This window comes from Paracoccus denitrificans (assembly GCF_900100045.1).
GTDB classification, from domain to species: Bacteria; Pseudomonadota; Alphaproteobacteria; order Rhodobacterales; family Rhodobacteraceae; genus Paracoccus; species Paracoccus denitrificans.
In genome coordinates, this window is sequence record NZ_FNEA01000004.1 from 226,037 (window position 1) to 247,031 (window position 20,995).

The window sequence follows — 20,995 nt, forward strand, 5'->3', positions numbered from 1 at the left end:
CGCCGACGCTCGCGACATCAGGAGGCGGACAGCAGGATTACGCCCGCGATCAGCACGCCGCAGCCGGCAAGCCGCCATGGTCCGACCGCCTCGCGCAAGATCAACATCCCCAGCAAAGCGCCCACCATCATCGACATTTCGCGCATCGGTGCGACAAGGCTGAGCGGTGCGCCGCCTGTCAGTGCGGCGAGGACGAGGATATAGGATAGCGGCGATAGCAGGCCCACACCAAGGGCTGTCCACCAATGCCCTCTCATTGCCTCGATCGCACGCCGGGGATTTGCAAGAACCAGCGGCAGCAGCAGGAAAAAGCGCAAGAGGTTCGAGAACCAGTCCAGCACCACAGGCGCAATACCGAGCACCTTCACCGCATAGGCGTCGACCACCGTATAGCAGGCGATCAGCCCGCCGGTCGCAGTCCCCCAACGCACTCCCGATTGCCCGCCGGGACGGGTGAAGGCCGCCAGCTTGCCCTGTGTGGCGATCAGCATGATGCCGGCGACGACCAGGACCAGCCCGATCAGGCCTGTGCCAGATGGTGTTTCGCCAAGGATCAGGAAGGCTCCGATAGTCGAAAGCATCGGCCCGGTGCCACGCGCTACCGGATACACAACCGACAGATCTGCAACCTGATAGCCGCGTTGCAGGCACAGGCTGTAGGCCAAATGGATCAGCCCGCTGAGCAGGACGAAGCCGATGCCTGTCAATGTCCAGATGATGCTGCCCTTCGTCAGCAGATACAGGACCCACGGGGCATAGGCGACACAGGCAATCAGATTGTAGGCGAAGACGAAGACCGGCCCGACCGATGCGGCCCGTTTGGCAAGCAGATTCCAGCTTGCATGGACAAAGGATGCGAGAACGACAAGAAACAGCGAGGCAAGCGTCATTGAGACCCCCTTATGCGCCGGTATGGCGCGGTTGATCTCGACGTCTCCTCCCCTGGGCTTTTGTCCCTTGGGTGCAGCCAGGGAACTCCCCCGGTCTCTGCAACGCTCGGTCCTGCGGCGGATCGCCCGGAACCCTAGTCACCACTCAGTCGATACCGGAATTTTAATCATTGTCAGGTAGTGGCATCAAGATCCGGCCGGCCGCTTTTCTGCCATTGCAGCCATCTCCCATGGCCAACCCGCTCGCCCCCTTCCCTTAACGAAAAAAGCCCCGCTCTCGCGGGGCCTTTCTCTGTCGCGCTCAGTTGCGCTCCTTGTCCACCATCTTGCCCTTCGAGATCCAGGGCATCATGCCGCGCAGCTTTTCGCCGACCTTCTCGATCTGGTGCTCGTCGTTGATGCGACGGGTCGCCTTGAAGAACGGCTGGCCGACGGCGTTCTCCTGCATGAAGTCGCGCACGAACTTGCCGGTCTGGATGTCGGTCAGCACCGCCTTCATCCGCGCCTTGGTCTCTTCATAGGGCAGCACGCGCGGGCCCGAGACATACTCGCCGTATTCCGCGGTGTTCGAGATCGAGTAGTTCATGTTGGCGATGCCGCCTTCGTAGATCAGGTCCACGATCAGCTTCACCTCGTGCAGGCATTCGAAATAGGCCATTTCCGGCTCGTAGCCGGCCTCGACCAGGGTCTCGAAGCCCATGCGGATCAGCTCGACCAGGCCGCCGCACAGCACCGCCTGCTCGCCGAACAGGTCGGTTTCGCACTCCTGGCGGAAATTGGTCTCGATGATGCCCGAGCGGCCGCCGCCGATGGCCGAGCAATAGCTCAGGCCGATATCCATGGCCTTGCCGGTGGCATCCTGGTGCACCGCGACCAGGCAGGGCACGCCGCCGCCCTTGGTGTATTCGCCGCGCACGGTGTGACCCGGACCCTTGGGCGCCATCATGATGACGTCGACGCCGGGCTTCGGCTCGATCAGGCCGAAATGCACGTTCAGGCCGTGGGCAAAGGCGATGGCGGCGCCTTCGCGCAGGTTGTCATGCACGTATTTCCTGTAGGTCTCGGCCTGCAGCTCGTCGGGCATGGTGAACATGATCAGGTCGGCCCAGGCGGCGGCCTCGGCAATGCCCATGACCTTCAGCCCCTCGGCTTCGGCCTTCTTGGCCGAGGCGGAGCCCTCGCGCAGCGCGACGACCAGGTTCTTGGCGCCGGAATCGCGCAGGTTCAGCGCATGGGCATGGCCTTGGCTGCCATAGCCCAGCATGGCGATCTTCTTGTCCTTGATCAGGTTCACATCGCAGTCGCGATCGTAATAGACACGCATAGGGATCTCCCTCACTTTCGATGCGAGGGTTCTAGCAGCGTTACCGTCGTGGTTCTGTGCAATCTTCGCGGATTTTCTGGTATTTCGATAAGTATCATGCCAATAAAGGCGCAGAGATGAGATAATCATGCCCGATGTAACCGATCGCCGTATCCTGCGCCAGCTTCTGGCCGATCCCGATATTCCGAACGCCGCATTGGCCGAGCGGGCAGGGGTGACCGCCGCAAGCCTGTGGCGGCGGCTGGACAGGATGCGCGAAACCGGCGTGATCCGCACCATCGAGGCCCGGATCGACTGGCGCAAGCTGGGCTACGAGGTGCAGGTCAGCCTGCGTTTCACGCTGGACAAGACCCATCCGCGCGCCTTCGACGAATTCATCGCCGCCGCCCGCCGCGTGCCCGAGGTGACCGAGATCCAGACCTTCCTTGGCTCGGTGGACCTGCGGCTGTCGGTGATCGCGCGGGACATGGCGCATTGGCAGCAGCTTTACCGCGAAAGCATCCTGACCCTGCCGCATGTGGCCGACAGCGATGCGCTGATGCTGGTCTCGACCATCAAGGATGTGCAGGAGTTGCCGCTGTGAGCGTGCTGGCCCCGGATGCGACCGACCTTGCCATCCTGCGGCTTCTGGCCGAGGACGCTACTCGCGGCGCGGCCGAGATCGGCCGGGCGCTTGGCCTGACCCAGCCCGCGACTTGGCGGCGCATCCGGCGGCTGAGCGATGCCGGGGTGATCGCCGGGCGTCGCGTGGTGGTCGACGAGGCCGCCCTGGGTTTCGGCGTCACGGTGTTCCTGGGCATCCGGCTGGCGGTGAAGGGCCGTGTCAGCCTGGAGGATTTCGAACGCGCGGTGACGGCGATCCCCGAGGTGCAGGTGGTGCAGCATGTGCTGGGCCAGTTCGACTATCGGCTGCGCATTCATGCCCGCGACATCGCGGATTTCGAGCGCATCCTGCGCCGTCGCATCATGACCCTGCCCGGCGTGGGCCAGGTCGAGGCGAACGTCATGCTTTCGGAAGAGCGGCGACCGGGGCCGCTCTAGCGGCAATCAGCCTCGTCCACGAAGGAGTGGCATTTGCCCGGGTCCGGTCGAAGAGCGGGCAGGCGGTTCTGTTCGTATTCCGCACTGTCCTCGGCGAGATATGGGATCCGCTCGAAAGCCGTCAAGACCCTGCAAGCGGCTGGCTTCGCCGCTTGGTCGCGACCCTTTGGGAAAGGGTCGCGCATAGCCGGTTCACGGGCCGATGATCCGGCAATCCTGCTGCCGCGCCGCGATCCGGCCGCAGGCGAGTTCGGCGGTTTCCCGGTTCATGCCGACGAAGTTCGCCTCGAAGCCGCGCTTGGTATTGGCGACCCGGCTGAGCGCGCTGCCCAGGGCGCCGCTTTCCTGAAGGGCGGTTTTCAGCAGAACCTGCTCGGCCTCGCGTTGCGAGCGGAACAGGCCCAGCGAGACCCCCCAGTTCTTGCCGCCCGAACCCGATCCGCGGGCAACGATCTCGGTCGCTTGCGGGGCGGTTTCCTCGTCGGGGTCCAGCGAGGCGAGGATGATGGTCTCGGACCGCTGCGCGGGTGCGGGCGTGTCCAGAAGCGCCATGCTTTCCGGCTGCGGCTGGGTCGATTGCACGAAAAGCGAGGGCGAGCCCGCGGCCGGGGTGGAAAGCTCGGCCGACCGATCGCCTCGCGGCGAGGGCTTGGGGCGGGCGGCATTCAGCGGTTCGGCGACCGTTTCCGAGGTGTCGCCTTCTTCCGGGCGGGCTTCGGGACGGGCCGCACGGGCCAATATCTCGGGGTCCATGGCGGCATTGGCGAATTGGCCGGTGCCGGGCTTGCGCGTCGGCCGGGCGCTGGCGGTCAGGGTGCTGCCGCCGCCGGAAGGTGCGGGTGCCGCCGTAGCCTGGGCGCGCGAGACCGCGGCCGAAATCGCCGCCGGGGTCACCACCGCGGCGGTCGAGGCGCGCGCCACCGGCCGGTCGGAAGTGGAAAGCTGCACGTTCGCCACCGCCTGGCGCGGTTCGGCGCGTGCGACCTGCACGGTGCGGCGCACCTTCTTCTCGGCCACCAGCTGCGGCGGCGCGGGCTTCACCTCTCGCACACGGGTGGGGGCCTTTCCGAAGCCGGCATCGAGCAGTTGCGCCATGACCTGGTTGCGATGCGCCGTCGAGGTGCCGCCCAGCACAGTGGCGATGATCCGTTTGGAGCCGCGCTTGGCCGAGGCGGTCAGGTTGAAGCCGGCCGCCCGCGTGTAGCCGGTCTTGATGCCGTCCGCGCCCTCATAGCTGTCGAGAAAGCGCTTGTTGGTGCTGGCGACGGTGGCGATCCCCGCATCCGCCGAACGGCGCGAGAAGATCGAGTAATATTGCGGGAAATCGTAGAACAGGCGGCGCCCGAGGACGGTCATGTCCCGCGCCGTGGAATAATGCCCCTCGGCCGTCAGCCCGTTGGCGTTGCGGAAATTCGTGTTGCGCATCCCCAGCGCGCGGGCCATCTGGGTCATCTGCGCGGCGAATTTCGCCTCGGACCCGGCCAGCCCCTCGCCGATCACCGTGGCCGCGTCGTTGGCGGACTTCACCGCCGCCGCGCGGATCAGGTAGCGCAGCTCGATCCGCTGGCCCGGTTTCAGCCCCAGCCGCGAGGGCGGCTGCGCCGCGGCATGGCTGGACACCAGGAACTTGCTGTCCAGCCGGACCTGCCCCCGCTCGATGGCGTTGAAGGCCATGTAAAGCGTCATCATCTTGGTCAGCGAGGCCGGATGCAGCCGCGTATCCGCGTTCTGCGCATAGACTTCCTGCCCGGTTCGCGCATCCATGACGAAGGCTGCGAAAGGGGCGGCGGCTACCGCCATGGGCAGCGCCCAGGCGAATAGGATCATCAGTCCCAAGCGGACGTTTCTTGCGATTCTGCTCACTGTCCCGGTCTCTTCTGCCTCTGAGGGTCCGTTCATTATGCGGACCCTTCATTAATAAAGTGACAATAACACGCCTTGCCGCGTTCGGGAACTGCAAGTTTGCGGCCTTGCGACGCAATCTGCCGCAGGTTGCCGGCGCTTTCGGACCGGGCCGCGGGGGCGGGGCTTATCAAGCGCGGGGAAAGCCTCTATATTCGGTCCCAGAACCGTCCATATCCTGATACGAGCGTCGTGACCAATCCGCAGATGACCAACCGACCCGGGGACCGCGAAGAGGTCGAACTGGGGGTCAAGACCAGGCCCCGCACGCAACGGCCTCCGATGTACAAGGTGTTGCTGCTGAACGACGATTTCACGCCGATGGAGTTCGTCGTGCATGTGCTTGAGCGGTTGTTCAACATGAACCATGCCCAGGCGATCGAGATCATGCTGACGGTCCATCGCAAGGGGATCGCCGTCGTCGGCGTCTTTTCGCACGAGATCGCCGAAACCAAGGTGGCGCAGGTCATGGAACTGGCCCGCCGCCAGCAGCATCCGCTGCAATGCACCATGGAAAAAGAGTAGAAATTGGCAGGATCACGGCTGGAACTGGTCTTTGGCGGCACGCCGCCCCAAGGACGCATGCTGCTGATCGGCGCGGGTGCCGCGACCGATCTTTCCGTATTCGACCCCGAGCGGGTGCAGATCGTGCAGGGCTTTTACCCCGATCATCGGGCGCTGGAGGCGCGCGGGCTTGATGTGGTGACCGAGGCTTCCGGCGATTTCGACGCCGCCGTCGTGTTCCTGCCGCGAGCGCGGGCCGAGGCGCGGGCGCGGATCGCCGACGCGGCAGCGCGGCTGGCGCCGGGGGCGTCGCTGTGGATCGACGGGCAAAAGACCGATGGCGTCGATGCGGTGCTGAAGGAAATGCGCGGCCTTGCTGCGGTGGACGAGGTCCAGTCGCGGGCGCATGGCAAGATCTTTCGCGTGACGCTGCCCGAAGCCGGCTGGCTGCCCGAGGGCTGGGCGGCGCGCGATCACGAGGCCGCGCCCGGCATGGTGACGCGGCCGGGGGTGTTCTCGGCCGACGGGCCCGACCCGGCCTCGCAGGCGCTGGCGGCAGCGCTGCCCGAGAAGCTGCCGACCCGTATCGTCGACCTGGGCGCGGGCTGGGGCTGGCTCTCGGCCGAAATCCTGCGCCATCCCGGCGTCGAACTGCTGCATCTGGTCGAGGCCGATGCCGCGGCGCTGGATTGCGCGCGGCGCAACATCGCCGATCCGCGCGCGCGTTTCCACTGGGCGGATGCGCTGGATTTCCGCCTGCCCGAGCCGGTGAACGGCGTCATCATGAACCCGCCCTTCCATGAGGGCCGCGCCGCCGATCCGAAACTGGGCGCCGGCTTCATCCGCGCGGCGGCGGGGCTGCTGACCGGGGCGGGGCGGCTGTGGATGGTCGCCAACCGCCATCTGCCCTATGAGCAGGCGCTGCGGGAATGCTTTGCCGAGGTTTCGGAACTGGGCGGTAATTCACGCTTCAAGATCCTGACCGCCTCGGGCGCGCGGCGTCCCGCGGCCGGTCGTCCGCATCCGAAGGGCGCGCAGCCGAAAGGTAGGAGAAGATGAGCCTGTCCATCCAGGGCAAGACCGCCATCGTCACCGGGGCGGCGCGGGGCATCGGCCTGGCCATCGCCCGGCATTTCGAGGAGGCGGGCGCCAATGTCATGTTCGCCGACAGCGACGAGCCGGCGCTGATGACCGAACTGGGCGACCAGGCCGAGGGCGAGGGGCCGGTGCGCGCCTTTGCCGGCGACCTGAGCCAGAAACTGACGCTGGCCAATCTTGTCTCGGCCACCATCGACGCCTTCGACCGGGTGGATATCCTGGTCAACGCGCATCGCATGGTGCAGGGCTGCGACCCGCTGACGGTGAACGACGAGTTGCTGGGCGACATGCTGCGCCAGAACATGAGTTCGGGCCTGCGCCTGTCGCAGATGGTCGCCAAGCGCATGATGGCCCAGGCCGAAGAGGCCGACGAGGATGCGATCCAGCACGGCGCCATCGTCAACGTCACCTCGCTGGCCGCCGACTGGCCGCAGCCGCAGATGCTGGCCTATTCCATCGCCAGTGCGGCGCAGGCGCAGGCCACGCGCTCATTGGCCTCGGCCCTGGCGCCCAAGCGGATTCGCGTGAACGGCGTGGCCTTTGCCAGCATCATGTCGAACAACCTGCAACTGAAGCTGCGCGAGGATCCGGGCCTGCGCGAGCGCATGGTGACGGCGACACCCCTGGGCCGGATCGCCGGCGCGGACGAGTTGGCGGCGACGGTGCAGTTCCTGGCCAGCGAGGCGTCGAGCTTTGTCACCGGGCAGATCCTGCGCGTCGATGGCGGCCGCAGCCTGGGCGACCCGCTGGCGCCCGGGGTCTACTGAGCCCTTATTTCTTCTCTTCGGGATAGGCGGCCTTGCAGGCATCGACGGCAGAGCGGGCCGACGGCGTCAGCGCCTGCTTGCGCGCCAGCAGGTTGTCGCGCTTGCGGGTCTCGGCCGCCGGGTCGATCGGCACGCGGTAACGCTCGGTATCGGCGACGTCGCGCATGCAGGGACGATAGCCCAGCCGCCGGTTGCCGTCCTTGTCCACCCAGACATAGCGGCAATCCTCCCAGCGGGTGCGCATCACCGTGCGTTCCTCCCAGGCATAGCCGCGGGCCAGATTGGCCTCGACCTCGGTCAGCAGGTTCGAGACGGTGCGGTATTCGCGGGTATTGCGGCTGATGCATTGTTCTTGCGGGGTTCCGCAGCCTGCGACAACCAGAACAGGCATCAGGGCAAGCAGGATGTTGCGGGTCATGGCCGGGATCTCTAGTTGTTTCGCCAAGGAAGCATAAGCCCGCCCCGCAGGCGGGGCAATTCACGAATGCGGAGGCAAACCCATGGAAATGCAGGATGAGCGACAAGAGGCCGCGGCCTGGTTCCGGGCATTGCGCGACCGGATCGTCGCCGCCTTCGAGGCGCTGGAGGATCGTGGTCCCGGCGCCGTGCCGCCCGGCCGCTTCGAGATCCGCGAGACCCGGCGCGGCGAGGACGGCGGCGGCGGGCTGATGTCGGTGATGCGCGGCGGCCGGGTCTTTGAGAAGGTCGGCGTGAACTGGTCGGCGGTGCATGGCCAGTTGTCTGCGGCCGCCCGGCAGGCCATGGCGGCGCGCGGCGTGCCGGGGATCGAGGCCGATCCGCGCTTCTGGGCCTCGGGCATCAGCCTGGTCGCGCATATGCAGAACCCGCATGCGCCGGCGGTTCACATGAACACGCGCATGTTCTGGACCCCCGGCGCCTGGTGGTTCGGCGGTGGCGCCGACCTGAACCCCTGCCTGGAGCGGGCCGAGGACACGGCGCATTTCCACGCCACGCTGCGCGCGGCCTGCGCCCCGCATGGTGCGGATTACTACGACCGCTTCAGGGCCTGGGCGGACGAGTATTTCTTTGTCCCGCATCGCGGCCGGGCGCGGGGCGTCGGCGGCATTTTCTACGACGACCTGAACACGGGCGACTGGCGGGCGGATTTCGCCTTTACCAAGGCGGTGGGCGAGGCTTTCCTGCCCGCCTTCCTGCCCTTGGCCGAAACACGCATGGCCGAGCCCTGGGGCGAGGCCGAAAAGGATGCGCAACTGGTCCATCGCGGGCTCTATGCCGAATACAACCTGGTCTATGACCGCGGCACCAAGTTCGGCCTGGCCACCGGCCACGACCCCGAGGCCGTGCTGATGAGCCTGCCGCCCATGGCGAAATGGGTTTGATGCCGGACTGGCCCGACCTCTACCTGATGCGGCACGGCCAGACGGTCTGGAATGCCGAAGGGCGGATGCAGGGCCGGCTGGATTCGCCGCTGACGCCGCTGGGCGAGGCGCAGGCGCGCCGGCTGGCCTGGCTGGTGCGCGACCTGCGGGGCGCGGCGCGCTATGCCAGCACCGCCGGGCGGGCAAGGCAGACGGCCGGCATCGTTTTCGGCGGGCGGGGCTTCACCCTGGACGAGCGGCTGCACGAGATCGATATCGGCGCCTTTGCCGGCAGGCTGTCATCGGACCTGCGCGCCGCCCATCCCGAGGTCTTTGCCTGCGGCGGGCTCGGCTGGTACGACCGCGCGCCGGGGGGCGAGCATTTCTCCGGGCTCGAGGCGCGGGTGCGGGCGTTCCTGGGCGATCTGACCGGCCCGGCGCTGATCGTGACGCATGGCATCACCCTGCGGATGCTGCGGCTGGTGGCAATGGGCCTGCCGCTGGAGCGTCTGGCCGAAATGCCGGTGATGCAGGGTGCGCTGCATCTGGTCAGCGGCGGCCGGCACCGGGTCTTCTTCTAGCAGGGGTCAGGATTTCGGCGGCAGCGGACGGGCCGGGTTGCCGACCACGGTGGTCCCCGGCGCCACGTCGCGCGTCACCACCGCGCCGGCGCCGACGATGGCGCCGTCGCCGATGGACACGCCCGGCAGGACGATTGCGCCGCCGCCCACCCAGACATCGTCGCCGATGGCGATGGGCTTGCCCCATTCCTCGCCCGTGGCCCGGCTTTCGCGGTCGCGCGGCCGGTCCTCGGTCAGCAGTTGCACGGCGGTGCCGAACTGGCAGCGCGCGCCGATGCGGATCTCGCAGATATCCATGAAGAAGCAGCCGTAATTCACGAAGCAATCCGGCCCGAAATGGATATGCTTGCCGTAATCGACATGGAAGGGGGTGCGGATCACGGCGCCGTTCCACGTGCCCAGCAGCTGGGTCAGCGTGCGGGCGCGGGTCTTGTCGCCGATGATCGTGTTATTGTAGTCGCGCATCAATCCCTGCGCGGCCTTGCGCATCGCCACCAACTCGCCGTCGCCGGGGTTATAGGGCCGGCCGGCCAGCATGTCCTCGCGCGCGGTCAAATGAAGCCAAGCTCCAGGCGGGCTTCCTCGGACATCATGTCCATGCCCCATTGCGGCTGGAAGGTCATCTCGACATCGACCTGCTTGATGCCGGGCAGCGGCTCGACCGCATCGGCGACCCAGCCGGGCATCTCGCCCGCCACCGGGCAGCCCGGTGCGGTCAGGGTCATGACGATGCGCACGGCGTTCTCGTCGCTGATGTCGATGGTATAGATCAGCCCCAGATCGAAGATATTCACCGGGATTTCCGGGTCGTAGACGGTCTTGCAGGCCTCGACCACGCTGTCGTAGAGAGGGTGGTCCGTCGTGGAGGGCGCGATCAGCGGATCGCCTTCCTTGAGGTTTTCGGTGCTCATGCGGCGTGTCCTGTAAAATCTTGGCAATGATATAGGACTTGTGCCTTCCGGGGTCCAGTGCCGCTTAGAAGCGGAAGTTCAGCCGCCGCGCCACGCCGATGCTGATCGAAGGCTGGCTGCGCGTCTCGACCAGGGGCGAATCGCCGGCATCGCCCAGCAGCCGGCCATAGGTCAGCCGGCCCATCAGCGCCGTGTCGGGCATGAACTCATAGCGCGCCTCGACGCTGATGCGGGCGATATAGGCACCGCCGTCGGGATTGTATTCGGGCCGGTCGGCCAGCGCCTCTCCCTCGCCGACGCCGAAATAGGTGCCGGTGAAGTCCTGGTCGCCCAGGCCCAGCTCGGCCCCGGTCCACAGCGTCAGCTTGTCGCTGGCCTCGAAGCGGTATTTCGCGCCCAACTCGCCCACCACGCCGTGATGGCCGCCAAAGCCCTTGCGGACGGCGCCGTAGCTGGTCAGATCGCCCACCCGCCAGGACAGCTTCACGCCGATCTCGCCGGCGCGGCTGATATCCTCCATGCCGCGCAGATCCTCGGAATCGCCGGCATCGCGCTTGCCGACATAATTCAGCGAGGGCAGGATCGAGAACCCGTCGTCCTTGCCGCGGTCGGCATCGGCATTGCGCAGGATGAGCCAGGGCGAGGCATCCAGATTGTCCGAACCCATGAATTCGGGACTGTATTTCACGCCCAGCCCGGCATCGAACGAAAGCTCGCGCCCCAGCGACTGCGCCAGCGCGGGCTGGCTCAGGGCGGTGGCGGCAACAAGCGCAAGCGCGGCAATCCGGGTCATGGCGAATCCCTATCAAATCGGCCGGAACCCTGCGTCGAAACGCCCCTTCAGGCAAGCGGGTTCTGTCGGATTTTAGACAATAATCCGTGGCTGTTGCGCTCAGGCCCGCTCGGCTTCCTCCAGCCGTTCCAGTGCCTCCATCCACAGGCCTTCCGCCCGCAGCATCGCCTCGCTGGCCTCGGCGTGCTTGCGGCCCCAGGCCTCGGCCTTCTGGGCGTCGCCATAGGTCGCGGGATCAGCCATGATGGCGTCCAGTTTTTCCAGCATGGCGGTCAGTTTTCCGACCCGTTCCTCGGCGCGTCTCGCCTCGGCGCGCAACTCCATGATCCTTTCGCGCGGCGGGCGTTTCGGCGCCGGCTTCGCCTCGGGTTTGGGCTCGGGTTTCTCCTCGCCGGCCAGCAGCATGCGACGGTAATCGTCCAGGTCGCCCTGCCACGGGCTGACCGCGCCCTGATCGACCAGCCACAGCCGGTCCGCCACCAGGTTCAGCAGGTGCATGTCGTGGCTGACCAGCACCACGGCGCCGGTATAGTCGTTCAGCGCCTCGGTCAGCGCCTCGCGGCTTTCGATGTCCAGGTGGTTGGTCGGCTCGTCCAGGATCAGCAGATGCGGCGCGTCGATGGTGGCCAGCAGCAACGACAGCCGCGCCTTCTGCCCGCCGGAAAGCTGGCCGACGCGGGTCTCGGCCTGCGCCTCCATCAACCCGAATCCCGCCAGACGGGCGCGCAGCTTCGCCGGCGGCTCGTCCGGGCGCAGGCGGCGGACATGGGCGATGGGCGTCTCGCCCAACTCCAGCTCATCGACCTGATGCTGGGCGAAATAGCCGATGCGCAGCTTGCCCGAGCGCGCGATCCGCCCCTCCATCGCCTCCAGCCGGCCGGCCAGCAGCTTGGACAGCGTGGACTTGCCCTGGCCGTTCCGGCCCAGAAGCGCGATGCGGTCGTCCTGGTCGATGCGCAGGTTCAGCCGGCGCAGCACGGCCCGCCCGTCATAGCCCACCGTCACCCCGTCCAGCGAGACGATGGGCGGCGACAGCTGGTCGGGCTGCGGAAAGCCGAAGCGGTGGAACCTCGCCTCTTCGGGGGCGGTGATCGGCTCCATCCTCTCCAGCATCTTGATGCGGGCCTGAGCCTGCCGGGCCTTGGTGGCCTTGGCGCGGAAACGGTCCACGAAGCTTTGCAGATGGGCGCGGCGGGCATCCTGCTTCTTCGCCTCGGCGGCTTGCAGGGCGCGCTTTTCGGCCCGCGTCCGGGCGAAGCTGTCGTAGCCGCCGGTATACAGCACCAGCCTGCGTTCCTCGAGATGCAGGATATGGCCGACGGCGCGGTTCAGAAGATCGCGGTCGTGGCTGATGACGATGACGGTATGGGGATAGCGCGCCAGATAGCTTTCCAGCCACAGCGCGCCTTCCAGGTCTAGATAGTTGGTCGGCTCGTCCAGAAGCAGCAGGTCGGGCTGCGAGAAAAGCACGCCGGCCAGCGCCACGCGCATCCGCCAGCCGCCGGAATAATCGGCGGTCGGCCGCGCCTGGTCCTCGGTCGAGAATCCCAGGCCGCGCAGGATGGTCGCGGCCCGCGCTTCGGCCGACCAGGCGTCGATGTCGGCAAGCCGGGTCTGGATCTCGGCGATGCGGGCGGGGTCGGTGGCGCTTTCGGCCTCGGCCATCAGCCCGGCGCGCTCGGCATCGGCGGCCAGCACCGTGTCCAGCACGCTTGTCGCGGTGCCCGGCGCTTCCTGCGCCACGCCGCCGATGCGGGCGCGCGGCGGCAGGGTGATGGCGCCGCCGTCCAGCGACAGCTCGCCCCGGATCAGCCGGAACAGCGTGGTCTTGCCGGCGCCGTTCGGGCCGACCAGGCCGACCTTGTGGCCGTCGGGGATGGTGGCCGAGGCGTGCTCGAACAGCGGTCGTCCGGCGATGGAATAGGATATGTCGTCGATGCGCAGCATGCGCCCCCGCATGGCGCAAGCCGCGGCGGGCGTCAATGCCGCGCCGGCTTTTCAAGCGTCGCGGCGCATGTTAACGGGGCGCGGATTTCCGGGCCACCTGCGGCCGGAACAAGGAAAAGGACGACCGACATGGCCATCGAACGCACGCTTTCGATCATCAAACCCGACGCCACCAAGCGCAACCTGACCGGCAAGATCAACGCCAAGTTCGAGGAAGCCGGCCTGCGCATCGTCGCGCAGAAGCGCATCCAGCTGACGCTGGCGCAAGCCGGCCAGTTCTATGCCGAGCACAAGGAACGCCCCTTCTACGGCGAACTTACCGAATTCATGACCTCCGAGCCGGTCGTGGTGCAGGTCCTGGAAGGCGAGGGCGCCATCCTGAAGAACCGCGAAGTCATGGGCGCGACCAACCCGGCCAATGCCGACGAAGGCACCATCCGCAAGGAATTCGCCCTCTCGGTCGGCGAAAACTCGGTCCACGGCTCGGACAGCCCCGAGGCCGCCGCGCGCGAGATCGCCTTCTTCTTCTCGGGCCTCGAACTGGTCGGCTGAGCCCCGGCTTCTTCGTTCCCCAAATACTCATCGGAAAAGGCCGCCGATCGAGGCGGCCTTTTTCACGTCATGCGCTCACCGTTTGGCAAGGAAAGGGCCGCCCGACAGGGCCGCCCCTTCGCCTATTGCTGCTTTGCGCTCAGGGCGAATCCGATCTCGACGCCGAAGCCCACGGTGCCTTCGTCGGCATAGCCGGCGCCGATGCCGAAATCGCGGCGGTCGACGCGCATCCGTCCCTGCGCCTGCGCCACATCGTCCTGAACTGTCAGCGCAAAGGGCAGGTCGGTCTCGATCGTCTGGCCCGCGATGGTCAGCCGGCCATGCGCGACATGCGGCTGGTCCTCGGCCGGGGGCGGCAGGATCTCGGCCTCGAAGGTGGCGACCGGATGGGCGGCGGCATTCAGGAAATCCGGCCCCTTGGCCGCGTCGCTGACTGCGCCCAGGGTAAGAGAGGCGATGTCGACGCTGACCGCCACCCGACCCGTGCGGCTTTCCGGGTCGTAGACGATATCGGCCTGCCATTGTCCGAACTGGCCCGCGACCGCACTGCCGGCCTGCGTGACCTCGATCTCCAGCGTGCCTTGCTCGACCGCCCAGCCCGCTTCCGGCACGGTCGCAGGGGTGGATGCGGGGACAGATGCGGCAGCGGCCGGTTCCTGCATGTCCGAAGAGCCGGCGGGAATGAAGGCGACCCCCACCCAGATCGCCAGCGCGGCCATGGCGGCCAGCACATGCGGCAGGACGCCGGGCCTCGCAGCCGGAGGCTCGGGCGCGCGGCCGGGATCGCCGGCCATGCGGTTCATCGTGCCGTCGCGGTCGATGATCGCATGTTTCAGCGCGCCAATGACATGCAGCGCGATCAACCCGGCCAGCAGCCACCAGCCGAATTCGTGAAAGGCCGCGAAGCGCTCGGAAAGCGCCAGATCCTCGGGAACGAAGGGCAGGCGCTGGCCAAAGGGCCACAGGATGCGGGCAAAGCCGCCCGGCGCGGCCGAATGCAGCAGCCAGCCCGACAGCGGCATCACGATCATGCCGATCCACAGCGCCCAATGCACCAGTTCGGCGCCTAGGGTCTCCAGCCGCCGCCCGGGATGCAGGGGACGGGGCTTCGGCTGCGTCAGCGTCCAGAGGATGCGCAGCGCCACCAGCGCCAGCGCCGCCATGCCCACGGTCTTGTGCAGCGAGTAGGCGGCGAAGATCGCCTGGAGCTGCGATTCCCCGCCCTCGGGCAGATTGTCCGCGTAAAGCCCGACGGCGATGGCGGCCAGGATCAGGACGGCCACAGTCCAGTGGAAAAAGCGGGCGACCCAGCCATAGGCGCGGGCGGTGTTGCTGGCCTTCATCGGATTTCTCCCATCGCTTCGCGCCAATGGCGCCGGCAGAGCGAGACATAGGTTTCATTGCCGCCGATCTGGACCTGCGCGCCCTCGCGCAGCACGAGGCCCCCTTCGTCCTGTCGCACGACCATGGTGGCCTTGCGTCCGCAGTGGCAGATGGTGCGCACTTCGCGCAGGTCGTCGGCCAGCGCCAGCAGCGCCGCCGAGCCGGGAAACAGCCGGCCGCGGAAATCGACGCGCAGACCGTAGCACATCACCGGCTGGCCAAGATCGTCGGCGACGCGGGCAAGCTGCCAGACCTGCTGCTCGGTCAGGAACTGCGCCTCGTCGACGAAGATGCAGGCGGCGTCGCGGCCGCGGGTCCGGATCAGCGCGAAAAGATCGGCCTCGGGGGTGAAGCCCAGCGCGGATTCGGCGATGCCGATGCGGCTGGCGATCTGGCCAGCACCGGCGCGGTCGTCGAGCGCCGCGGTCAACAGCAGCGTCGCCATGCCGCGCTCGCGGTAGTTGTAGGACGCTTGCAGCAAGAGCGTGCTCTTGCCGGCGTTCATCGTGGAATAATGAAAGTAAAGCTTGGCCATGCCGGCAGATAGCCGCGACGGCGAGGGGGTCGCAAGCCGCCGCGACGGGGCGGCGGCTCACGTTTGCGCGTATCTGGGCGGGATCAGGCCCGCTGCGCCGTTTTCGGTGCGCGCGAGGGGCGCCGGGCCGGGCGCTTGCGTGCGCCTTGGGCCGGGCGGCCGGCGGGACCGCCGCGCTCGCGGATCTTGGCCGCCTCGAAGGGCTCCTCGCCGCCGACCACGGCGATCTTGGCCTTCATCGCCTTTTCGATGGCGCGCAGCTCTCCGATCTCGGTGGGCGAGCAGAATGCGATGGCACGCCCGTCGCGCCCGGCGCGCGCGGTGCGGCCGATGCGGTGGACATAGTTTTCCGGCACGTTCGGCAGGTCGTAGTTGTAGACATGCGCCACCTGCGGAATGTCGAGGCCGCGCGCCGCCACGTCGGTCGCGACCAGCACCTTGGTCTCGCCGGCGCGGAAGCTGGCCAAGGCCCGCTCGCGCTGGCCCTGCGACTTGTTGCCGTGGATGGCGGCAACCTTGAAGCCCCATTTGTCCAGAAGCTTGCACAGCTTTTCCGAGCCGTGCTTGGTGCGGCCGAAGACGATGGCCAACTCGTCCACATGCTTGGACAGGTATTCGGCCAGCAGCGTCGCCTTGTCGCCCTGGTTGACGAAATGCACGCCCTGGTCGATCTTTTCCGCCGCCTGGCCGGGCGGGTTCACCGCCACGCGCAAGGGATCGTTCAGATAGCTGTCGGCCAGTTCCTCCATCAGCTTCGGCATGGTGGCCGAGAACAGCAGCGTCTGGCGTTCGCGCGGCAGCATCTTGGCGATGCGGCGCAGCGCGTGGATGAAGCCGATGTCCAGCATCTGGTCGGCCTCGTCCAGCACCAGATACCTGGTCTGCGACAGGTCGATGGCGCCGCGCTCGATCAGGTCGATCAGCCGGCCCGGCGTCGCGATCAGCACGTCGACGCCGCGCTCCAGCCGCTGGACCTGCACGTTGATCGAGGCGCCGCCGACGACGCGGAACTGCCGGATCGGCGTGCCGATGGCGTAATTGTCGATATTCTCGGCGATCTGGGTCGCAAGCTCGCGGGTCGGCGCCAGGATCAGCGCCCGGCAGGTCCTGGGCTCGGGTTTGCGGCCGATGTTCAGAAGCCGGGTCAGCATCGGCAGGCCGAAGGCCGCCGTCTTGCCGGTGCCGGTCTGGGCAAGGCCCAGAAGGTCGCGGCCGGCGACGATGCCGGGGATGGATTTCTCCTGGATGGGCGAGGGGGTCTCGATCCCCAGGCCGGGCAGGTTGATCGCCACGCGCGCATCGATCCCCATGCGGGTGAAGGCGGTGTCGATCTCGGGGATGGCGCGGCGGATGAATTTCTCCTCCGGCTCGGCGCGGTGACGGCGGTGGTTGGTGTTGGGCTTGTCGCTGCGGAAACGCGGCTTGCCGCCTTGCTGGGCGCGGGGATTGCCCGAACGGTTCGGGCGGGTGGTTTCGTTGGTCATAACGTCTTTCGGCCAGGTCGCCCGCGTATCGGCGCGCATGGCAGGGGCCGCGCGAATCGCACGGCTGGTTGCGAGGGGCGGGCGTGGATACGGTAATGCCCGCAGCCTCCCCGCGTGAATGGGAAACCGGAAAATCGGTGCCGACCTTGACGCTAGGGCGTCGGCTGCTCACGCGGCAGCGGGCGGCAACTTGTCGCAAATGAGGGTTCTGGCGACGAAAGTCAAGCGCGGTCTGCGGAATCCATCCAGATCGTCACCGGGCCGTCATTGACCAGCGACACCTTCATGTCGGCGCCGAAGGCCCCGGTCTCGACCGGCAGGCCAAGCGCGCGCAGCGCCTCGGCAAAGCGCAGATACAGCGCCTCGCCGCGCTCGGGCGCCTCGGCGCTGGAAAAGCCGGGGCGGTTGCCGGTGCGGGTGTCGGCGGCCAGGGTGAACTGGCTGACCACCAGCACCGCGCCGCCAATGTCCTGCACCGATCGGTTCATCTTGTCGGCCTCGTCGCGGAAGATGCGCAGCTTGGCCACGCGGGCGGCCAGTTTCTCGGCTGCGTCCTCGGGATCGCCGCGCATGGCGCAGACCAGCACCAGAAGGCCGGGCCCGATGCGCCCGATGCTGCTGCCCTCGACCGTGACCTCGGCCCGGCTGACCCGCTGGATCAGAGCGCGCATCTCACTTGCCCAGCATGATGCCAAGGACGACCAGCATCAGCCCCAGCACCGAGGCCGCCAGCGCCGCCATGTTCACCGCCACGACCTTGCGCATGGTGGCGCGCATCTGGTCGTCGTCGGCGATCCGCGCCTTGGCGCGCGCGGCGGTCACGATGCACCAGGCCAGCGCGACCAGCCCGATCACCGTCAGCGCGGTTCCGCCCCAGATCAGCCCGTCCCAGATCGTCATGTTTTCGCCTCCGTCTGCCTGCGACGGCCTAGCGGCGATTGCACCCGCCCGCAAGACCGCCTAGACCCGCGCCTGCACCCGAAGGAGCGGAGCATGCAGGACGACAACGCTTATGGCATCGCCGCCGGCAAGCTGCGCCGGATCGTCGAGCCATGCGAGCGGGCCCGATGCCGAGGGGAAGGACGCGACCGAGCCCCCGGACGGCGCTCGTGACGCGGCTGTCCTTTGACGGCGGCCTGAATGCGCATTATCCGCCCGTGAGAAAGTGAAATGGAGCAGGAAATGGACTCGTATCAGGTGACCGCGGATGAGCTGCGGCAGTTCGTAGAGCGCATCGAACATCTGGAGCAGGAAAAGAAGGACATCGCCGAGCAGATCAAGGAGGTCTACAGCGAGAGCAAGAGCCGCGGCTACGACACCAAGGCGCTCAGGACCATCATCTCGCTGAGAAGGAAGGACAAGGACCAGGTCGCCGAAGAGGAAGCGGTGCTCGAGATCTACAAGCAGGCCCTGAACATGGTCTGAGGCCCGCGGCCCCGGTTCGGGACAGGCTGCGCAGGGTCTTGCGGGGGCAGGGCGGACGGGATGGGCGATCCTGCCCGCGCCTTGCGGTCGCAGGTTCGGGCCGTTCGGGATCGCCGGAAGGCTGGGCCGGGCGCGCCGCGCCTGCCGCGCGCCCGGCCATAGGCTTCGTCTGCCCGCCTCGTTCGCGCCCGGCGCCAAGCCGGTGCTGCGCGATCGGTTCCGGCAACTCGTTCCCGGGTGCCGCTGTCGCAATCGTCGCCCGATCCAAGGCGGACGGCCCGGATTTCCGGCAGGCGGGCTGCGGCGGAAAGGGCAGCGAGGGAGCCGGCCCCCGCTGCCAGCCTGTCAACTGGCGCTGAGCCAGGCGCTGAAGCGCTCCACCAGCTCCGCTTCGTGGTCGACCCAGAACTCATAGGACGAACCCAGCGCGTTCTTCATGTTGTCGGGATTGGTCGGCATATGCGGCGCCATCTCGGTCTTGCCGTCCTGGTAGAGCCCCACCAGCTCGGCCGATGATTTCCGCGCCGGGCCGTAGCTGATCCATTTCGCCTGATCCGCCAGCCGCTGGGTGTCGGTCGCGAACTTGATGAATTCCAGCGCCTCGTCCTGCTTCGGGGCGCCCTTTGGAATGACGAAAAGGTTGTATTCGTAGACCTGCCCGTCCCAGACGATCTCGAAGGGCTTGCCCTCGGATACGGCGGCGCCGAAGATCCGGCCGTTATAGGCCATGGTCATCGCCACCTCGCCATCGGCCAGCAGTTGCGGCGGCTGTGCGCCGGCCTCCCACCAGACGGTGTCCTTCTTGATGCTGCCGAGCTTGGCGAAGGCGCGGTCGACGCCCTCGGGGGTGCCAAGCACCTCGTAGACCTGGTCCGCCGGCACGCCGTCGCCCATCAATGCCACTTCCAGAACGGCCTTGGGCACCTTCTTGATCCCGCGCTTGCCGGGGAATTTCTGCGTGTCGAAGAAGTCGGCGATGGTCTGCGGCTTGGCGTCGGGATATTTCGTCGCGTCATAGGCAAAGATCGTCGAGAACACGATCGAGCCCACCGCGCAATCGCTGAGACCTTGAGGCAGGAAGTCCTCGGTCGCGGGGGTGCCGTCGGGTGCGGGCGGCAGGATCGCCGGGTCGATCGGCTCCAGCAGCCCCTCGTCGCACAGCCGGATCGCGTCGGCATATTCGACATCGGCCACATTGGTCGAGACATTGCCCGCCTCGACCTGCGCCTTGACCGGGATCGCCGGGTTGTCGCTGTCGAGCGAGACGATCTTGATGCCGGTCTTGGCGGTGAAGGGCTTGTGATAGGCCTCGACCTGGCTTTGGCCGTAAGTGCCGCCCCAGGACATGACGGTGATCTCCTGTCCCGCGGCCGTGGTGGCGAGCAGCGTCAGTGCGGTGGTGAAGATGAGGCGTTCTTTCATGGATGGCTCTCCTGTTGGATGTTCTTGCTTTTTCATTGGCAGGGGGGAGTGGCATGGACCGGCCCTTCGTCCGGGGCCGTATCGGGGGGCGTGTTGCCGGCCGGCAGCGGGCATCCTGTCCGGCCCGTTTGGGATGCGGGCCGGTTGGGGCGGTCGGGACCGCCGTTGCGCGATCCGCCTGCCGGGTGTTCCGGCGGTCGGCGGGATCAGGCGGCCCTGGCCTTGGCCTTGACGATCAGGTGCTCTGGTCCGTAGGGGAAGCCGGTGAGGTTGCGGTTGCCGGTCTCCTCGATCACCAGGATGTCGTGCTCGCGATAGCCGCCGGCGCCGGGCATGCCCTCGGGGATGGTGATCATCGGCTCCATCGAGACGACCATGCCGGGCTCCAGCACCGTCTCGCAATCCTCGCGCAGCTCCAGCCCGGCCTCGCGGCCGTAATAGTGGCACAGCACGCCGAAGCTGTGGCCATAGCCGAAGCTGCGATATTGCAGCAGGTTCTCGGCGGCATACATCTCGTTGAGCTCGGCGGCGATCTCCGAGCATTTCGCACCGGGCACCAGCAGTTCCTTGCCGCGGTCGTGGACCTTGCAGTTGAACTCCCACAGCCGGACATGTTCGTCGCTGGCCTCCTCGGCGAAGAGCGTGCGCTCCAGCGCCACGTAATAGCCGGCGACCATGGGAAAGCAGTTCAGCGACAGGATGTCGCCGCGCCGGATCTTGCGCGAGGTGACGGGGTTGTGGGCGCCGTCGGTGTTGATGCCGGACTGGAACCAGGTCCAGCTGTCCAGCAATTCGGCATGCGGCCAGGTCCTGGCGATCTCGCGCACCATGGCGGCGGTGGAATGCAGCGCCACCTCGTGCTCGGGGGTGCCGACGGCGGCGGCCTCGAGGCAGGCGGCGCCGCCCAGGTCGGCGATGCGGGCCATCTCGGCGATATGGGCGATCTCCTCGGCGGACTTGACCATGCGCAGCCGCATGGCGGGGGCGGCGATGTCGGCGAACTCGACGCCGGGGAATTCGGATTTCAGCAGGGCGAGCAGGTCGATGCTGACATGGTCGAACTCGATGCCGATGCGTTTGGCGCTGCCGGCGATCT

General features: G+C 67.3%; 24 protein-coding genes. 9 read left to right on the forward strand and 15 right to left on the reverse strand.

What is annotated here, in order from left to right; genetic code table 11:
• Nucleotides 1-17: 17 nt before the first annotated feature.
• Both BLT64_RS04800 and ilvC read right to left on the reverse strand, forming a co-directional pair.
• Complete coding sequence (locus tag BLT64_RS04800) at nt 18-890, reverse strand: DMT family transporter (RefSeq protein WP_011748056.1); 873 nt, start codon at nt 888-890, stop codon at nt 18-20.
• Between the two features lie 301 nt (nt 891-1,191).
• On the reverse strand, nt 1,192-2,214 hold the full coding sequence (gene ilvC, locus BLT64_RS04805) for a ketol-acid reductoisomerase (protein ID WP_011748055.1): 1,023 nt from the start codon (nt 2,212-2,214) through the stop codon (nt 1,192-1,194).
• A gap of 127 nt (nt 2,215-2,341) precedes the next feature.
• Between ilvC and BLT64_RS04810 the strand changes: the two genes are divergently transcribed.
• Nucleotides 2,342-2,797: an Lrp/AsnC family transcriptional regulator gene (locus tag BLT64_RS04810; protein WP_011748054.1), complete on the forward strand. Its 456-nt coding sequence runs from the start codon at nt 2,342-2,344 to the stop codon at nt 2,795-2,797.
• A 2-nt stretch (nt 2,798-2,799) separates the two neighbouring features.
• A complete protein-coding gene (locus BLT64_RS04815) occupies nt 2,800-3,255 on the forward strand; it encodes an Lrp/AsnC family transcriptional regulator (RefSeq protein WP_041529887.1) in 456 nt (151 codons plus the stop codon).
• Between the two features lie 192 nt (nt 3,256-3,447).
• On the opposite strand, the gene BLT64_RS04825 is transcribed toward BLT64_RS04815, so the two are convergent.
• Nucleotides 3,448-5,082, reverse strand: coding sequence for a serine hydrolase (locus tag BLT64_RS04825; protein WP_307724443.1), 1,635 nt, complete (start codon nt 5,080-5,082; stop codon nt 3,448-3,450).
• Nucleotides 5,083-5,364: 282 nt separating this feature from the next.
• Here BLT64_RS04825 and clpS point away from each other — a divergent pair, with 282 nt between their 5' ends.
• The 3 genes from clpS to BLT64_RS04840 are packed head-to-tail and all read left to right on the forward strand — an operon-like array spanning nt 5,365 to nt 7,526.
• Complete coding sequence (clpS, locus tag BLT64_RS04830) at nt 5,365-5,682, forward strand: ATP-dependent Clp protease adapter ClpS (RefSeq protein ID WP_011748051.1); 318 nt, start codon at nt 5,365-5,367, stop codon at nt 5,680-5,682.
• A 3-nt stretch (nt 5,683-5,685) separates the two neighbouring features.
• Nucleotides 5,686-6,720: a class I SAM-dependent methyltransferase gene (locus BLT64_RS04835; protein WP_011748050.1), complete on the forward strand. Its 1,035-nt coding sequence runs from the start codon at nt 5,686-5,688 to the stop codon at nt 6,718-6,720.
• Nucleotides 6,717-7,526 carry an SDR family NAD(P)-dependent oxidoreductase gene (locus BLT64_RS04840; RefSeq protein WP_011748049.1) on the forward strand — a complete coding sequence of 270 codons (810 nt, stop codon included), beginning with the start codon at nt 6,717-6,719 and terminating at the stop codon, nt 7,524-7,526. The genes BLT64_RS04835 and BLT64_RS04840 overlap by 4 nt, the downstream gene beginning before the upstream one ends.
• Before the next feature lie 4 nt (nt 7,527-7,530).
• Here the strand turns inward: BLT64_RS04840 and BLT64_RS04845 are convergent, their stop codons facing one another.
• Nucleotides 7,531-7,944: a hypothetical protein gene (locus BLT64_RS04845; RefSeq protein ID WP_041529885.1), complete on the reverse strand. Its 414-nt coding sequence runs from the start codon at nt 7,942-7,944 to the stop codon at nt 7,531-7,533.
• An 82-nt stretch (nt 7,945-8,026) separates the two neighbouring features.
• Here BLT64_RS04845 and hemF point away from each other — a divergent pair, with 82 nt between their 5' ends.
• Both hemF and BLT64_RS04855 read left to right on the forward strand, forming a co-directional pair.
• Nucleotides 8,027-8,887, forward strand: coding sequence for an oxygen-dependent coproporphyrinogen oxidase (gene hemF, locus BLT64_RS04850; protein ID WP_011748047.1), 861 nt, complete (start codon nt 8,027-8,029; stop codon nt 8,885-8,887).
• Complete coding sequence (locus tag BLT64_RS04855; RefSeq protein ID WP_041529884.1) at nt 8,887-9,447, forward strand: histidine phosphatase family protein; 561 nt, start codon at nt 8,887-8,889, stop codon at nt 9,445-9,447. Before hemF ends, BLT64_RS04855 begins: the two co-directional genes overlap by 1 nt.
• Before the next feature lie 6 nt (nt 9,448-9,453).
• Here BLT64_RS04855 and BLT64_RS04860 read toward each other — a convergent pair whose 3' ends face one another.
• From BLT64_RS04860 to BLT64_RS04875, 4 genes are all read right to left on the reverse strand, one after another.
• The gene (locus BLT64_RS04860) at nt 9,454-10,002 is read right to left on the reverse strand and encodes a sugar O-acetyltransferase (protein ID WP_011748045.1); all 549 of its coding nucleotides are present in this window, start codon (nt 10,000-10,002) and stop codon (nt 9,454-9,456) included.
• Nucleotides 9,999-10,358 (reverse strand): SUF system Fe-S cluster assembly protein, encoded by a 360-nt coding sequence (locus BLT64_RS04865; protein WP_011748044.1) that lies wholly within the window; start codon nt 10,356-10,358, stop codon nt 9,999-10,001. Before BLT64_RS04865 ends, BLT64_RS04860 begins: the two co-directional genes overlap by 4 nt.
• A gap of 64 nt (nt 10,359-10,422) precedes the next feature.
• Nucleotides 10,423-11,151: a MipA/OmpV family protein gene (locus BLT64_RS04870; RefSeq protein ID WP_011748043.1), complete on the reverse strand. Its 729-nt coding sequence runs from the start codon at nt 11,149-11,151 to the stop codon at nt 10,423-10,425.
• Between the two features lie 99 nt (nt 11,152-11,250).
• The gene (locus BLT64_RS04875; RefSeq protein ID WP_011748042.1) at nt 11,251-13,098 is read right to left on the reverse strand and encodes an ABC-F family ATP-binding cassette domain-containing protein; all 1,848 of its coding nucleotides are present in this window, start codon (nt 13,096-13,098) and stop codon (nt 11,251-11,253) included.
• Between the two features lie 129 nt (nt 13,099-13,227).
• Here BLT64_RS04875 and ndk point away from each other — a divergent pair, with 129 nt between their 5' ends.
• Nucleotides 13,228-13,650, forward strand: coding sequence for a nucleoside-diphosphate kinase (gene ndk, locus BLT64_RS04880; protein ID WP_011748041.1), 423 nt, complete (start codon nt 13,228-13,230; stop codon nt 13,648-13,650).
• A 122-nt stretch (nt 13,651-13,772) separates the two neighbouring features.
• On the opposite strand, the gene BLT64_RS04885 is transcribed toward ndk, so the two are convergent.
• From BLT64_RS04885 to BLT64_RS04905, 5 genes are all read right to left on the reverse strand, one after another.
• Nucleotides 13,773-14,993, reverse strand: coding sequence for a cytochrome b/b6 domain-containing protein (locus BLT64_RS04885; protein WP_011748040.1), 1,221 nt, complete (start codon nt 14,991-14,993; stop codon nt 13,773-13,775).
• Nucleotides 14,990-15,568, reverse strand: coding sequence for a thymidine kinase (locus tag BLT64_RS04890; RefSeq protein WP_011748039.1), 579 nt, complete (start codon nt 15,566-15,568; stop codon nt 14,990-14,992). The genes BLT64_RS04885 and BLT64_RS04890 overlap by 4 nt, the downstream gene beginning before the upstream one ends.
• Nucleotides 15,569-15,651: 83 nt before the next feature.
• Nucleotides 15,652-17,052, reverse strand: a complete 1,401-nt coding sequence (locus BLT64_RS04895) for a DEAD/DEAH box helicase (protein WP_307724442.1) — start codon at nt 17,050-17,052, stop codon at nt 15,652-15,654.
• 221 nt (nt 17,053-17,273) lie between these two features.
• Nucleotides 17,274-17,723, reverse strand: a complete 450-nt coding sequence (gene dtd / locus BLT64_RS04900; protein WP_011748037.1) for a D-aminoacyl-tRNA deacylase — start codon at nt 17,721-17,723, stop codon at nt 17,274-17,276.
• Between the two features lies 1 nt (nt 17,724).
• The gene (locus BLT64_RS04905; RefSeq protein ID WP_011748036.1) at nt 17,725-17,952 is read right to left on the reverse strand and encodes a hypothetical protein; all 228 of its coding nucleotides are present in this window, start codon (nt 17,950-17,952) and stop codon (nt 17,725-17,727) included.
• Between the two features lie 282 nt (nt 17,953-18,234).
• Here BLT64_RS04905 and BLT64_RS04910 point away from each other — a divergent pair, with 282 nt between their 5' ends.
• A complete protein-coding gene (locus BLT64_RS04910) occupies nt 18,235-18,477 on the forward strand; it encodes a DUF2312 domain-containing protein (protein ID WP_011748035.1) in 243 nt (80 codons plus the stop codon).
• A gap of 345 nt (nt 18,478-18,822) precedes the next feature.
• Here BLT64_RS04910 and BLT64_RS04915 read toward each other — a convergent pair whose 3' ends face one another.
• Nucleotides 18,823-19,899, reverse strand: coding sequence for an ABC transporter substrate-binding protein (locus BLT64_RS04915; RefSeq protein ID WP_041529882.1), 1,077 nt, complete (start codon nt 19,897-19,899; stop codon nt 18,823-18,825).
• A 206-nt stretch (nt 19,900-20,105) separates the two neighbouring features.
• The coding region (locus tag BLT64_RS04920; protein WP_074810372.1) for a M24 family metallopeptidase at nt 20,106-20,995 on the reverse strand (890 nt) is incomplete at its 5' end.

Bases quoted from the DNA above. Each gene is read 5' to 3' on its own strand.
- BLT64_RS04800 (WP_011748056.1), bottom strand. From the start codon at position 890: ATGACGCTTGCCTCGCTGTTTCTTGTCGTTCTCGCATCCTTTGTCCAT.
- ilvC (WP_011748055.1), bottom strand. From the start codon at position 2,214: ATGCGTGTCTATTACGATCGCGACTGCGATGTGAACCTGATCAAGGAC.
- BLT64_RS04810 (WP_011748054.1), top strand. From the start codon at position 2,342: ATGCCCGATGTAACCGATCGCCGTATCCTGCGCCAGCTTCTGGCCGAT.
- BLT64_RS04825 (WP_307724443.1), bottom strand. From the start codon at position 5,082: ATGATCCTATTCGCCTGGGCGCTGCCCATGGCGGTAGCCGCCGCCCCT.
- clpS (WP_011748051.1), top strand. From the start codon at position 5,365: ATGACCAACCGACCCGGGGACCGCGAAGAGGTCGAACTGGGGGTCAAG.
- BLT64_RS04840 (WP_011748049.1), top strand. From the start codon at position 6,717: ATGAGCCTGTCCATCCAGGGCAAGACCGCCATCGTCACCGGGGCGGCG.
- BLT64_RS04845 (WP_041529885.1), bottom strand. From the start codon at position 7,944: ATGACCCGCAACATCCTGCTTGCCCTGATGCCTGTTCTGGTTGTCGCA.
- hemF (WP_011748047.1), top strand. From the start codon at position 8,027: ATGGAAATGCAGGATGAGCGACAAGAGGCCGCGGCCTGGTTCCGGGCA.
- BLT64_RS04855 (WP_041529884.1), top strand. From the start codon at position 8,887: ATGCCGGACTGGCCCGACCTCTACCTGATGCGGCACGGCCAGACGGTC.
- BLT64_RS04865 (WP_011748044.1), bottom strand. From the start codon at position 10,358: ATGAGCACCGAAAACCTCAAGGAAGGCGATCCGCTGATCGCGCCCTCC.
- BLT64_RS04870 (WP_011748043.1), bottom strand. From the start codon at position 11,151: ATGACCCGGATTGCCGCGCTTGCGCTTGTTGCCGCCACCGCCCTGAGC.
- BLT64_RS04875 (WP_011748042.1), bottom strand. From the start codon at position 13,098: ATGCTGCGCATCGACGACATATCCTATTCCATCGCCGGACGACCGCTG.
- ndk (WP_011748041.1), top strand. From the start codon at position 13,228: ATGGCCATCGAACGCACGCTTTCGATCATCAAACCCGACGCCACCAAG.
- BLT64_RS04885 (WP_011748040.1), bottom strand. From the start codon at position 14,993: ATGAAGGCCAGCAACACCGCCCGCGCCTATGGCTGGGTCGCCCGCTTT.
- BLT64_RS04890 (WP_011748039.1), bottom strand. From the start codon at position 15,568: ATGGCCAAGCTTTACTTTCATTATTCCACGATGAACGCCGGCAAGAGC.
- BLT64_RS04895 (WP_307724442.1), bottom strand. From the start codon at position 17,052: ATGACCAACGAAACCACCCGCCCGAACCGTTCGGGCAATCCCCGCGCC.
- dtd (WP_011748037.1), bottom strand. From the start codon at position 17,723: ATGCGCGCTCTGATCCAGCGGGTCAGCCGGGCCGAGGTCACGGTCGAG.
- BLT64_RS04905 (WP_011748036.1), bottom strand. From the start codon at position 17,952: ATGACGATCTGGGACGGGCTGATCTGGGGCGGAACCGCGCTGACGGTG.
- BLT64_RS04910 (WP_011748035.1), top strand. From the start codon at position 18,235: ATGGACTCGTATCAGGTGACCGCGGATGAGCTGCGGCAGTTCGTAGAG.
- BLT64_RS04915 (WP_041529882.1), bottom strand. From the start codon at position 19,899: ATGAAAGAACGCCTCATCTTCACCACCGCACTGACGCTGCTCGCCACC.